The 12,176-nt window shown below is 59.5% G+C and carries 11 protein-coding genes; 8 read left to right on the top strand and 3 right to left on the bottom strand.

Annotation, left to right across the window (positions count from 1 at the left end):
• Positions 1-182: 182 nt before the first annotated feature.
• The 4 genes from D3878_RS19745 (at position 183) to D3878_RS19760 (ending at position 5,903) form a co-directional block, all read left to right on the top strand.
• The gene (locus tag D3878_RS19745; protein ID WP_119787039.1) at positions 183-842 is read left to right on the top strand and encodes a response regulator; all 660 of its coding nucleotides are present in this window, start codon (positions 183-185) and stop codon (positions 840-842) included.
• Positions 839-2,173 carry an ATP-binding protein gene (locus tag D3878_RS19750; RefSeq protein WP_119787040.1) on the top strand — a complete coding sequence of 445 codons (1,335 nt, stop codon included), beginning with the start codon at positions 839-841 and terminating at the stop codon, positions 2,171-2,173. The genes D3878_RS19745 and D3878_RS19750 overlap by 4 nt, the downstream gene beginning before the upstream one ends.
• A 731-nt stretch (positions 2,174-2,904) precedes the next feature.
• Entirely contained in the window at positions 2,905-4,884 is a 1,980-nt protein-coding gene (locus tag D3878_RS19755) for a putative bifunctional diguanylate cyclase/phosphodiesterase (RefSeq protein WP_158592337.1), read from the top strand.
• A gap of 170 nt (positions 4,885-5,054) precedes the next feature.
• Positions 5,055-5,903 carry a ferritin family protein gene (locus D3878_RS19760; protein ID WP_119787042.1) on the top strand — a complete coding sequence of 283 codons (849 nt, stop codon included), beginning with the start codon at positions 5,055-5,057 and terminating at the stop codon, positions 5,901-5,903.
• A 109-nt stretch (positions 5,904-6,012) separates the two neighbouring features.
• On the opposite strand, the gene D3878_RS19765 is transcribed toward D3878_RS19760, so the two are convergent.
• The 3 genes from D3878_RS19765 to D3878_RS19775 all read right to left on the bottom strand — a co-directional run bounded on the left by D3878_RS19765 (position 6,013) and on the right by D3878_RS19775 (position 7,858).
• A complete protein-coding gene (locus D3878_RS19765; protein WP_119787043.1) occupies positions 6,013-6,498 on the bottom strand; it encodes a copper chaperone PCu(A)C in 486 nt (161 codons plus the stop codon).
• A gap of 85 nt (positions 6,499-6,583) precedes the next feature.
• Positions 6,584-7,054 carry a tRNA (uridine(34)/cytosine(34)/5-carboxymethylaminomethyluridine(34)-2'-O)-methyltransferase TrmL gene (gene trmL, locus D3878_RS19770; RefSeq protein ID WP_119787044.1) on the bottom strand — a complete coding sequence of 157 codons (471 nt, stop codon included), beginning with the start codon at positions 7,052-7,054 and terminating at the stop codon, positions 6,584-6,586.
• Between the two features lie 9 nt (positions 7,055-7,063).
• On the bottom strand, positions 7,064-7,858 hold the full coding sequence (locus tag D3878_RS19775) for a ComF family protein (RefSeq protein WP_119787045.1): 795 nt from the start codon (positions 7,856-7,858) through the stop codon (positions 7,064-7,066).
• Between the two features lie 94 nt (positions 7,859-7,952).
• Between D3878_RS19775 and D3878_RS19780 the strand changes: the two genes are divergently transcribed.
• From D3878_RS19780 to D3878_RS24470, 4 genes are all read left to right on the top strand, one after another.
• On the top strand, positions 7,953-8,900 hold the full coding sequence (locus D3878_RS19780; protein WP_233556401.1) for a methyltransferase domain-containing protein: 948 nt from the start codon (positions 7,953-7,955) through the stop codon (positions 8,898-8,900).
• 337 nt (positions 8,901-9,237) lie between these two features.
• Positions 9,238-10,398 carry a cytochrome c oxidase subunit II gene (coxB, locus tag D3878_RS19785; protein ID WP_119787046.1) on the top strand — a complete coding sequence of 387 codons (1,161 nt, stop codon included), beginning with the start codon at positions 9,238-9,240 and terminating at the stop codon, positions 10,396-10,398.
• A gap of 18 nt (positions 10,399-10,416) precedes the next feature.
• Entirely contained in the window at positions 10,417-12,012 is a 1,596-nt protein-coding gene (ctaD, locus tag D3878_RS19790; protein WP_119787047.1) for a cytochrome c oxidase subunit I, read from the top strand.
• Between the two features lie 53 nt (positions 12,013-12,065).
• Entirely contained in the window at positions 12,066-12,176 is a 111-nt protein-coding gene (locus D3878_RS24470) for a cytochrome oxidase small assembly protein (protein WP_233556402.1), read from the top strand.

The following is a 12,176-nucleotide window of genomic DNA, read 5'->3' on the forward strand; positions in this document are numbered from 1 at the left end:
TTCGTTGATATGAAAAACAGACAAGCTTTTCCACCGCAATTGTGCGAATGGCAAACCAATGTTTCCTCAAGAAAACATCATCAGCCTGTCTTGCCACTCTGGTCAGGGTTTGCAGCCTGGCACATGCGCGCCTACAATCAATGCTTGGTGCAAAGCGCACCTGGCGATTGCAAAGGGAGTACATGAAGGTATTGCTGGTCGAAGACGACCCCATGATTGGCGAGAATATCCAGATAGCCCTGGAAGGCGAGGGCGTTACTGCCGAGTGGGTACGCGGCGGCGCCGATGCCGAGGCCGCGCTGCTCGCCGGCACTTATGATGCCATGCTGCTGGACCTGGGTTTGCCGCAAAAGGATGGCATCGATGTCTTGCGCGGCTTGCGCGCACGGAAAAACAATCTTCCTGTGCTGGTGCTGACCGCGCGCGACACGGTAGCGCAGCGCGTGCTCGGATTGAACAGCGGCGCCGACGATTACATGCTCAAGCCATTCGACCTGGAGGAGCTGCTGGCGCGCCTGCATGCGCTGGTGCGGCGCGCCCGCGGCGGTGTCGAAGCGGTCTATCGCAAAGGCGACGTGACCGTCAATTGCGAAACCCGCCAGGTGCTGTCGGCCGGCAGCCAGGTCTTGCTATCCTCGCGCGAATGGTCGATCCTGGAGGCGCTGGTGGCGCGCCCGGGCGCCATTCTCTCGCGCAGCCAGCTCGAAGAACGCCTGTACGGCTGGTCCGCCGAGGTCGAAAGCAACGCCGTCGAAGTCTATATACACGGCCTGCGCAAGAAGCTCGGTGCCCAGTTCATCCTCAACGTGCGCGGCCTCGGCTACATGGTGGACAAGCCATGATGCGTTCGCTGCGCATCCGCCTGATCCTCTTGCTGGGGGTGGCAATCGTGGCGGCGTCGGCAGTGCAGTTCACGACGTCGTTTCGCACTGCCATGAGCCAGGCCGACAAGCTGTTCGACTACCACATGCAGCAGATGGCGCTGGCGCTGCAGGATAGCCCGTTCCAGCAAGAGCAGTGGTATTCCTCGCCGCACGACAACGACAACGCTTTCGAATTCGTGATCCAGATCTGGACCGAGGATGGCGTGCGTGTCTATCAGTCGCGCCGCTACAGCTCGCTGCCGAACCAGGGGGTGCTCGGTTATTCGAATGTTACGCTCGACAACGGCGACTGGCGCGTGTTCGGCGTGCGCAATGAAACCCGCATGATCCAGGTGGCGCAAAAACTGGAAGCCCGGCGCAGCCGCGCCATTTCGCTGGCGATGAAAGCGCTGTGGCCATCGATCCCGGTGCTGTTGCTGCTGTTGGGCGTGGTCTGGTGGGTGGTCACATCGGCACTGGCGCCGCTGGATCGCATCGGTCGCGACCTCGCCAACCGCAATGCCGATTCGCTGGCGCCGGTGGATGATGCCGGCGTGCCGCAGGAAGTCTCGCGCCTGGTGGCCGAGGTCAATTCGCTGCTGGGGCGCATGGTGCAGGCATTGCAGGCGCAAAAGCGTTTTGTCGACGATGCCGCGCATGAATTGCGCTCCTTGCTGACGGCGCTGACGCTGCAGGTCAAAACCCTGTCCCGGGCTCGCGACGAGACGGCGCGCACGCAGGCGATTGCGCGGCTGCAGGGCGGTGTCGATCGGGCCTCGCATTTGATGGAGCAGTTGCTGGTGCTGGCCCGGCAAGACCCATTGTCCGAAACCGCCCCCGGCACGCTGGTGTCGCTGGCCGATTGTGTCGAGCAGGCCTCGGATGAAATGACGCCGCTGGCTTTCTCCAGGCAGATTGAATTGCGCTATGGCACGCTGCCGAATACGCGGGTGCGCGGCGACGTTGAAAGCTTGCGTATGCTGGTACGCAACCTCCTGGACAATGCGATCCGCTATACCCCTGAGCAAGGCCTGGTGCAAGTAAAGCTGGTCACCGATGACGAACATGCGGTGCTTTCCATCGAAGATTCCGGCTCGGGTATCCCGCCGGAAAACCGCGGCCGTATCTTCGACCGTTTCTATCGTGTTCCCGGTACCAATGTGAGCGGCAGTGGCCTGGGCCTGGCGATCGTCAAAGCAATTGCTGACCGCTACCATGCAAGCGTTGAACTCGGCCAGGCTGCCCTCGGGGGCCTGGCGATCAAAGTGAAGTTTCCGTTGCCAGAAGGCATCTCTCAACCGGAAAATTGATCATTCCCCCATCATCTTGTCTGCAATTTCTCGTATCAGGCGTCGTTATTTGTGAATTCTTGTGACGGAACCGCGATTCTTAAGATTCGCCTAAGGTCCTTCCTGCAGTATAGAAAGCATTCCTTAAGGCGCAATCAAACGCGCCTGGGCTTGAGCGAGACTGGGTGGAGACAGGAAGCAGCAAGCAAACAGGGAAATTGCGATGAAGGCAATACCGGGCCTTTTTTAGAAGCCCCCTGAAAAGGGGGCTTTTTTTCGTATGCGCAAAGCTATCGCAGCAGCAAAAAGTATTTCTTCAATTTTAAAATGCCGAAGTTTGAAGCGCACTCGTCTGAAGTGCGAACTAAGCAAGGGCATGGCTAGTCAAACTTGCTTGTTTCAAAACAGTAAGGACTTGCCTCATCTCACTAACACCCCATCCTCCACAATTTGTGCGATTGGTGGCTAGCTTAAGCCTCTTTTTAACGGTTTTGCTTTCAAGCATCTCTCAATTGCACGTCTAGTCTTGGTTTTTGTTACTGCGCTAGCGTAAACGCAAGATCTTTAGGTGGGGATTTAATTATTCTGTTCATTTCTGGATGAGGTGAGCGGTTTTTTGCCCCATTTTTGCATCGATGCATTTAAAACATCTTAAATCCTGTCTTACTTCGAGGCGCGCCCTTGATGCCTGGCTGGTTGCCGGGATTGCTCTTTTCGTGGCTGGGGCCCTGTTCATTATCTTGCAGCCATATTTGGCCGGCCCGCCCGCCCCCTTTTTATGGTTCGTTCCCGCAATCGCCGTTGCTGCATTGTTTGGCGGTTATCTGCCCGGCATCGCGGCCAGTTTGCTGGGCGGGACTGCTGGCTGGTGGCTTTCCGGCGACCTTGGGGCTCAGATCGCGCAATTGCCGCAATTGCCGCAATTGCCACAGTTGCCACAGTTGCTCTTGCTGCTGGCCTTCGGTCTGGTTGCCAGTGCGCTCGGCGGGATCCTGCAAAGCCGACGTATTGCAGTGCCGCAGCGCCCGGAAATCGAAGAGGAATTGTTGCGCACAAAGTCACACCTGCATAGCCTGCTGGACAATTCGCCAGCGCTGGTATCGATCAAGGACCTGGAGGGCAGGTTGGTGATGGCCAACCGCGGTTTGCTGGACACCTTGGGCAAGACCCCGGAAAGCGTGGTTGGTCGCAATGTGTATGAGCTTTTTCCGCGCGACATGGCCGACCGTTTCTGGCATGGTGACCAGCGGGCCTTGCGCGATGGCGCGTTGCTGCAGCAAGTCGAGGAACGTCTGCATAAAGATGGCAAAAGCCGCACCTACCTGACTACGCGTTTCCCGATCACCCACCTGGATACGGCTCAACCTCTGGGCGTATGCGCCATGTGGACGGATATCACGGCACAGAAAGATGCCGAGGAAAAACTGGTGCACGCCGCCCAGCACGATGTACTGACGGGTTTGCCCAACCGCGCGCTGGTGTATGAGTTTGGCGAACTGCTGCTGGGCGCGGCCAGGCGCAGCGACGGCAAGCTGGCTGTGCTGTTCTTTGATCTCGAGCGCTTCAAGTCGCTCAACGACGCCTATGGCCGCGAAGCCGGCGACAGCATGTTGCAGGAAATCGCCCGGCGCCTGCGCCGCAATGTGCGTGGCAGCGACCTGGTGGGTCGCATGGGCAGTGACGAATTCGTGGTGGTCCTGAGCGATGTCCAGTCCGGGCAAGATCTTGCCAATTCGGCTGCGCATCTGCTGGAAGTCCTGCGCCAGCCATACCAGACAGGCGAATTTGACCTGCGCGCCTCGCCCAGCATTGGCATCAGCCTCTATCCGGACGACGGCGACGACATCGACACCCTGATCCGCCATGCTGATGCCGCCATGCGCCACGTCCGGGACAGCGGGCAAGCCGGCTACCAGTTCTTCATGCCGGCGCTGCAGAATAATATTCAGCGTGCCATTGCTATTGAGCAAAAATTACAGCAGGGCATCGAGCAAAACGAGTTCGAGCTGTATTACCAGCCCGTGGTCGATACCCGCACCCGGCGCATCGTCGGTGCCGAAGCACTGATCCGCTGGCCGCAAACCGATGGCGAAGTCATGATGCCGCACGAATTCATCCATGTCGCCGAAGCCAATGGCGCCATCAACCAGCTCGGTGCCTGGGTCATTCAGGAAGCCTGCCGGCAGATGCGCCAATGGCAGGCGCAGGGCTTGCCCGTCTTGCGCATCGCCGTCAACGTCTCGCCGGTGCAGTTTCGCGCCCGTAATTTCTACCAGAGCGTGGCCGATGTTGTCCGCAGTTCCGGCATCGATCCGTCCTGGCTCGAGCTGGAAGTCACTGAAAGCGCCGTCATGAAACAGGTGGATGAGGCTGGTCAGACCCTGGTTCGCCTGAAGGACCTGGGATTGCAAATTGCTTTAGACGATTTCGGCACCGGTTATTCCAGCCTGAGCCGGCTGGCGCATCTGCCGTTCGATAAATTGAAAGTCGATCAATCGTTTATCCGCAACATTGACACCGACAGCCGTTCCCTTGCGATCGCTGAAACCGTCATTGCGCTGGGAAAGCGGCTCGGCGTCAAGGTGGTCGCCGAAGGCATTGAAACAGAAGCGGCGTTCGCTTTGTTGCGTAAATGCAAATGTGATCTGGGGCAAGGTTATTTGTTGAGCAGGCCCATGCCGGCCGCGCAATTCCAGCGATGGCACCGGCAGCACAGTCTGGCGGTAGGCTAGGAATACGTCACAATCAACGGCAAATCGTAGCGGATAGTGGTTAAATTTTTTATATCACGCCATGTTGCGCCATGACGTCTTCTGTTACCGCTACCGTTCTGGCAGTACAAGAACGTCGCTTTTCTTGGTAAAATCAAATACTTATCCAATTTTCAAAGGCACGTTCAAGTATGTTGTACCCCGAATTGTTTAAATCCCTGGAACAAGTTCGTTGGAATATGGAAACCGATATTCCTTGGGATCAGTTTGACGCGAGCAAGCTCTCCGACGAGCAGGCGCAGACCATCCGCATGAATGCGATCACCGAGTGGTCGGCTTTGCCCGCCACCGAAATGTTCTTGCGGGATAATCGGGGCGACAGCGATTTCTGCGCCTTCATGTCGGTCTGGTTCTTTGAAGAGCAAAAGCATTCACTGGTGCTGATGGAGTACCTGCGCCGCTTCCGCCCTGATCTGGTGCCGACTGAAGCCGAGCTGCACAACGTACGTTTCGAATTCGATCCGGCCCCTGCGCTGGAAACGCTGATGCTGCATTTTTGCGGCGAGATTCGCCTGAACCACTGGTACCGCTGCGCCTCCGACTGGCATACTGAACCGGTGATCAAGCAAATCTACAAGATCATCAGCCAGGATGAAGCGCGCCACGGTGGCGCCTACCTGCGCTACATGAAAAAGGCGCTGGTCGAAGTGGGTGATTCCGCCCGCGCCGCTTTCGCCAAGATCGGCGTGCTGATGGCCTCTGCGCGCCGCACCGAAAAGCCGCTGCATCCGACCAACTTGCACGTCAGCCAGGCGCTGTTCCCCAACGATACCGTGCAAAGCCGCCTGCCCGACCCGGAATGGCTGGAACACTGGCTCGATAGCCAGATCAAGTTCGACAGCGAGTGGGAAAAGAAAGTGGTGGACCGTATCCTGCACAACATGTCTTTGCTGTTCGAGCGCAAGTTCGAATCGGTGCAGGAGCTGAATCGCTTTCGCAAGGAAATCATCGCGCGCCTGCCGGCACCGGCGGCCGCGTAAGGTCCCAAACGGAACAAAAAAGCCGCAGCATGACGCTGCGGCTTTTTTTACGGGCGATTGAGTTGGCGCAGTTTTGCGCGCCTGGATGGCGAGCCGATGACAGGGGCGCTTAGTGTCCGGTGCCGCCGGCTACATTTCCGTGGGGGTTGACACCGCTGATCTGGTCGCTGATTTCTACCGATACTTTAACCTTGCCCGCTTTCTCGAAACGCAAGGTCAGCGGAAAACGTTCGCCTGCCTTGAGTGGCTTTTTCAGGTTCAGCAACATGATGTGGTAGCCTTCGCCAGGCCGCATCACGACGGTGGCGCCGGAGTCGATGGCGATCTCGCCGACTTCGCGCATCTTCATCACATTGCCGTTCATCGTCATCACATGGATTTCCGTCGTGCCGGCAACCGGCGAACTGGCGCCGACCAGGCGGTCCGCCGTGCTGCCGCGGTTTTCGATATTGATGTAAGCGGCGGCGCCAGGCTGGCCCGGCCGGGTCGGGCGAGCTGTTGGCTGTTCGATGAATAATTTGCCCGCCTGGTAATCGCGTGCATGGAGCGGGGCAGTGACAACAATCAGTGCGGCGAGAATGAAGCGCAGATACATGAGGCGTCTTTCAGAAAACGTTGGTGGTGAGGGTGGTCGCAGTTGCCGACGATTATAACAAGGCAAGACAAGGCGCACGCCGCGCTCATGCGCCGCCGGCATAGCCATTCTGCCGCCACGCCTCGTACGTCACCACTGCCACCGTATTGGACAGGTTCAGGCTGCGGTTGCCGGGGCGCATGGGCAGGCGGATGCGTTGCTGTGGCGCGAAACTCTCGCGCAGCGCCGGATCCAGCCCCCGGGTTTCCGAACCGAACACGAATACATCGTCCGGCTGGAAAGCGATTGAGGCAAACGGCGTCGAACCATGGGTGGTCAGTGCGAACATGCGCGCCGGGTCAGGCGACTCGGCCGCCAGGAAGGCAGCCCAGTCGCGGTGCACTTTCATTGTCACATATTCATGGTAATCGAGGCCGGCGCGCCGCATCTTGGCGTCGTCCAGCGGGAAGCCGAGCGGTTCGATCAGATGCAGCTGGGCGCCGGTGTTGGCGCACAGGCGGATGATGTTGCCGGTATTCGGCGGGATTTCCGGTGCTACCAGAACGACATGAAACAAGTTGGACTCCTATTGCTTTGCTTGCCTGGGCGGGGTCCGGGCAAAGATCAGATTGGTCACGCGTGCCGCGCCGAAGCGTTTCAGGGTGGCGGCTACTTCGTTGAGCGTGGCGCCGGTGGTGAGCACGTCGTCTACCACGCCGACATGGCGGCCGCGCACCGTGTCGATAAATTCTTGCGAGACCGTAAATGCCTCGCGCAGGTTGCCCTGCCGCTCATCCTGATGCAGCTGCGATTGTGCGCGGGTATCACGCAGGCGTTGCAGTAGTTGCGGATACAGCGGCAGGCCCAGGTGGTGCGCCAGCGGCCTGGCGACTTCCAGCGCCTGGTTGAAGCCGCGCTCGCGCAGTCGGCGTGGGCCGAGCGGCACCGCCGTCAGCCAGTCCGGCAGGGGCGTTGTCAGGGCCTGGCTGCGCAGCAGGGCGTCGCGCTGCAATTGTGCAAACAGCGGCGCCAGCGCCAGCCTGCCGCCAAATTTCAACGCCATCACCAGTTGATCGACTGGCGGCAGGTAGTCGCTGGCGGTCACGGTGATGTCGAAGGCTGGCGGCTGCGCCAGGCAATCACCGCATCGGCCGGGGGCGCCATCCGCATCCGACGCGCCGGGCATATCGGCTGCAACGGCAGCGGGCAAGGGCGCGGCGCATTGCCGGCAACGCGCCAGTGCCTTGCTGAAGTAATGGCCATGGCAGCCGGCGCACAGCGCCTGCCTGTCGCTGGCGCCGCACAGGGCGCAGGACGACGGCAGCAGTTGCGGCAGATGGCGCAGGCAGCGCTGCAGCCACAGACGGGATTCGGCAAGCATGGGCAATCGGGCTTTCAGGCTATCGCGCGTGTAAGCGTGTAAACTGGCGGACCAGGCAAGACTCTCTATTATCGCATTGAACATTACAATTCCCGTGGCGTCTCCAACTTCCCCCATCCAGCCAGGCCAGTCCAGCGCTCCCATCGATCCTGCCTGCGTGCGGCGCACCTTTGCCCGTCCGCAGCGCCTGCAGGATTCCCAATTCATGCGCCGCGAAGTCGCACAGCGCATGCACGAGCGCCTGCAACTGGTCCGACTGGCCCCGCAAGACGTGCTCGATGCGGGTTGCGGCGAAGGCGCCGATTTGCCTCTGTTGCAAAGCAGTTATCCAGCGGCGCGCCTGCTGGGGCTGGATGCCGCGCCCGCCATGCTGGCGCTGGCGCAAAGCCGGCAACTGGGCGCCATGTCTTCGGTAAATCGTCTCTTGAGCAAGTGGCTGCCGCAGGCCGTGCTGCCGGGTCGGCAGGGCGCCCCTTTGCTGGTGGCCGGCGATTTTGCGCAATTGCCGCTGGCCGCCAATGCGGTCGACCTGGTCTGGTCCAGCCTCGCCTTGCACTGGCACCCGCAGCCCGACCAGGTATTCGCCGAATGGCGCCGGGTGCTGCGCACGGATGGCTTGCTGATGTTTTCCTGCTTCGGCCCGGACACTTTCAAGGAATTGCGCAGTGCTTTTGCGGAGATGGACGCAGCGCCCCACAGCCTGCCATTCGTCGACATGCATGATTTTGGCGACATGCTGGTCCAGGCTGGCTTCGCCACGCCGGTCATGGACATGGAAACCATCACTGTTACCTACGATACGGCGGAAAAGCTGTTGGCCGATGTGCGTGCCTGGGGCGGCAATCCGCTGGCGACCCGGCGGCGCGGCCTGTGCGGCGCGCGCGGTTGGCGGCGCATGCTTGCTGCGCTGGAGCAATTCCGGCGCGCTGACGGCAAGCTCGGCCTGAGTTTCGAAATTATCTATGGCCACGCCTTCCGGCCAGCGCAGCGTACCACTGCCAGCGGGGAAGCCATCATCCGTTTTGATTTGGGCAAAAAATGACGCTGTGAGATTTTCTGCGGCCGTGGCTTGCCGTGCGCGAGGCGTCGATGCAGCCACTTTTCATGATCAAAATATTAATCCGGCGTGAAGTTTTCACCTGTGTGCAGCAGCGGGCAATCTTGCAAACTAAGAATGCTTTTCCACTTGATAACAATCACCTTTCCATCTTATACTCCACCGGTTATACGCTGGCCGGCTTGTGCGCTATCCGTTCGTTAAGCGAATGTGGGCAAGGATAGGGGGCGAGAGCAAGGCGCAAGGCTGCAATGAATGGCTTTTTTGCCGCCGCGCCGGCTGGTTCTGAACAGAATTCTAATATTGGGCTTTTGAGGAAACTATGAAATATGCAAAGCGCCTTCAATCGTTAATGCTTTACGCATTGGGCATGGCGGCGGCATTGCCGGCATGGGCAGTGGAAGTCGGCGACAGTGTGGGCGGGCCGGCAGTGCGCCAGCTCAACCTGCCGGTGCCGGTGACCAAGATTGCAGAGCAGATCAGTTCGCTGCACAACATGATGCTGGTGATCTGCCTGGTGATCTTCGTCGCCGTGTTTGGCGTGATGTTCTATTCGATCTTCAAGCATCGCAAATCGCTCGGCCACAAGCCCGCCACTTTCCACGAAAGCGTCGGCGTTGAAATCGCCTGGACCGTGGTGCCGTTCGTCATTGTTATCCTGATGGCGTGGCCTGCGACCAAGACCGTCGTGGCGATGAAGGACACCTCCAATGCCGACGTCACCATCAAGGCCACCGGCATGCAGTGGAAATGGGGCTACGATTACCTGAAAGGCGAAGGCGCCGGCATTTCTTTCCTGTCCAATCTGGCCACCCCGCGTGACCAGGATCCGGCCACGGTCAAGAACGACAACTACCTGATCGAAGTCGACAACGAAGTGGTCGTCCCGGTCAACAAGAAAATCCGTATCGTTACCACCGCCAACGACGTCATCCACGGCTGGACCGTTCCCGCCTTCGGCGTCAAGCAGGATGCGATCCCCGGTTTCGTGCGCGACACCTGGTTCCGCGCCGAGAAGGTTGGCACCTATCGCGGCAACTGCGTCGAGTTGTGCGGCAAGGACCATGCCTACATGCCGATCGTGGTCAAGGTCGTGACGGATGCCGAATACACCGCATGGGTCGATGGCAAGAAAAAGGAAATGGCTGCCAAGGCAGACGATCCGAGCAAGGTCTGGACCATCGACGAGCTCAAGCAGCGCGGCGAAAAAGTCTATGCAGCCAATTGCGTGGCCTGCCACCAGGCTAACGGCAAGGGCGTGCCGGGTGCGTTCGCAGCACTGGATGGCTCGAAAATCGTGAATGGCCCGAAAGCCGAGAATATCAATATCGTATTGAACGGCAAGAGCGCCATGCCAGCCTGGAAAGCCTCCCTGTCCGATACCGAAATTGCTGCGGTGATCACCTACACCCGCAACAGCTGGTCGAACAAGGCCCAGGAAAACATCGTACAACCGGCTGAAGTCCTGGCTGCGCGCAAGTAAATAATCAGGAGTTTTGAGATGAGTTCTATCGCACACGATCACGCACACGATCACGCTCACGACCACGCGCATGACCACCCGCATGGCTGGCGCCGCTGGCTGTTCGCCACCAACCACAAGGACATCGGCACGCTGTACCTGTGGTTCTCGCTCGCCATGCTGATGTTCGGCGGCGTGCTGGCGATGGGCATCCGCGCCGAGCTGTTCCAGCCTGGCCTGCAACTGATGCAGCCGGAGTTCTTCAACCAGCTGACCACCATGCACGGCCTGATCATGGTGTTCGGCGCCATCATGCCGGCCTTCGTCGGTTTCGCCAACTGGATGATCCCGCTGCAGATCGGCGCATCCGACATGGCGTTCGCCCGCATGAACAACTTTTCGTTCTGGCTGCTGCCGCCGGCCGCGATCCTGCTGGCCGGCTCCTTCCTGGTGCCGGGCGGCGCCACTGCCGCCGGCTGGACGCTGTATGCGCCGCTGTCGTCGCAGATGGGCATCGGCATGGACATGGGCATCTTCGCCATGCACATCATGGGTGCGTCGTCGATCATGGGTTCGATCAACATCATCGTCACCATCCTGAACATGCGCGCTCCCGGCATGACCCTGATGAAGATGCCGATGTTCTGCTGGACCTGGCTGATTACCGCGTACCTGCTGATCGCCGTCATGCCGGTGCTGGCTGGCGCCATCACCATGACCCTGACCGACCGCCACTTCGGCACCTCGTTCTTCAACGCCGCCGGCGGCGGTGACCCGGTCATGTACCAGCACATCTTCTGGTTCTTCGGTCACCCCGAGGTTTACATCATGATCTTGCCGGCGTTCGGCATTGTCTCGCACATCGTGCCGGCGTTCGCCCGCAAGCCGCTGTTCGGCTACGCCTCGATGGTGTACGCAACCTCGTCGATCGCGATCCTGTCGTTCATCGTCTGGGCGCATCACATGTTCACCACCGGCATGCCGGTGACGGCGCAGCTGTTCTTCATGTACGCCACCATGCTGATCTCGATTCCGACCGGCGTGAAGGTGTTCAACTGGATTGCCACCATGTGGCGCGGCTCGATGACCTTCGAGACGCCGATGCTGTTCGCGATCGGCTTCATTTTCGTGTTCACCATCGGCGGCTTTACCGGCCTGATCCTGGCCGTGACGCCGATCGACATCCAGCTGCAGGATACCTACTACGTGGTGGCCCACTTCCACTACGTGCTGGTGGCCGGCTCGCTGTTCACCATGTTTGCCGGTTACTACTACTGGAGCCCGAAGTGGACCGGTTACATGTACAACGAAACTCGCGGCAAGATCCACTTCTGGCTGTCGCTGATTACCTTTAACATCACCTTCTTCCCGATGCACTTCCTGGGTCTGGCCGGCATGCCGCGTCGTTATGCCGACTACCCGTCGCAGTTCGCCGACTTCAACCTGCTCGCCTCGATTGGCGCCTTCGGTTTCGGCCTGGCGCAGGTGTACTTCCTGTTCGCCGTGGTGATTCCGACGATCAGGGGCGGCAAGAAGGCGGAAGCCAATCCGTGGGAAGGCGCTGAAGGCCTGGAATGGACCGTGCCGAGCCCGGCGCCGTTCCACACCTTTGAAGTGCCGCCGACGGTGAAATAATAATTGCGGGACAGAGTTAAGCGAAGCGGTACTCTGTCCCCAACCGAATAGAGATGATGTCACAGCAAAACAAGCCCGATAACATGAAGACCGCGCTGATCCTGGCATCGGTGGTGCTGGTCTTCTTTATCGGGGTAATCGTCAAGAGGGTCTGGTTTGCCTGA

It is taken from the genome of Noviherbaspirillum sedimenti (assembly GCF_003590835.1).
Lineage (GTDB): Bacteria > Pseudomonadota > Gammaproteobacteria > Burkholderiales > Burkholderiaceae_D > Paucimonas > Paucimonas sedimenti.

What these genes read in the sequence shown, in the direction of transcription:
- D3878_RS19745 (WP_119787039.1), top strand. Translation starts at nt 183, where the DNA reads ATGAAGGTATTGCTGGTCGAAGACGACCCCATGATTGGCGAGAATATC.
- D3878_RS19750 (WP_119787040.1), top strand. Translation starts at nt 839, where the DNA reads ATGATGCGTTCGCTGCGCATCCGCCTGATCCTCTTGCTGGGGGTGGCA.
- D3878_RS19760 (WP_119787042.1), top strand. Translation starts at nt 5,055, where the DNA reads ATGTTGTACCCCGAATTGTTTAAATCCCTGGAACAAGTTCGTTGGAAT.
- D3878_RS19765 (WP_119787043.1), bottom strand. Translation starts at nt 6,498, where the DNA reads ATGTATCTGCGCTTCATTCTCGCCGCACTGATTGTTGTCACTGCCCCG.
- D3878_RS19775 (WP_119787045.1), bottom strand. Translation starts at nt 7,858, where the DNA reads ATGCTTGCCGAATCCCGTCTGTGGCTGCAGCGCTGCCTGCGCCATCTG.
- coxB (WP_119787046.1), top strand. Translation starts at nt 9,238, where the DNA reads ATGAAATATGCAAAGCGCCTTCAATCGTTAATGCTTTACGCATTGGGC.
- ctaD (WP_119787047.1), top strand. Translation starts at nt 10,417, where the DNA reads ATGAGTTCTATCGCACACGATCACGCACACGATCACGCTCACGACCAC.
- D3878_RS24470 (WP_233556402.1), top strand. Translation starts at nt 12,066, where the DNA reads ATGATGTCACAGCAAAACAAGCCCGATAACATGAAGACCGCGCTGATC.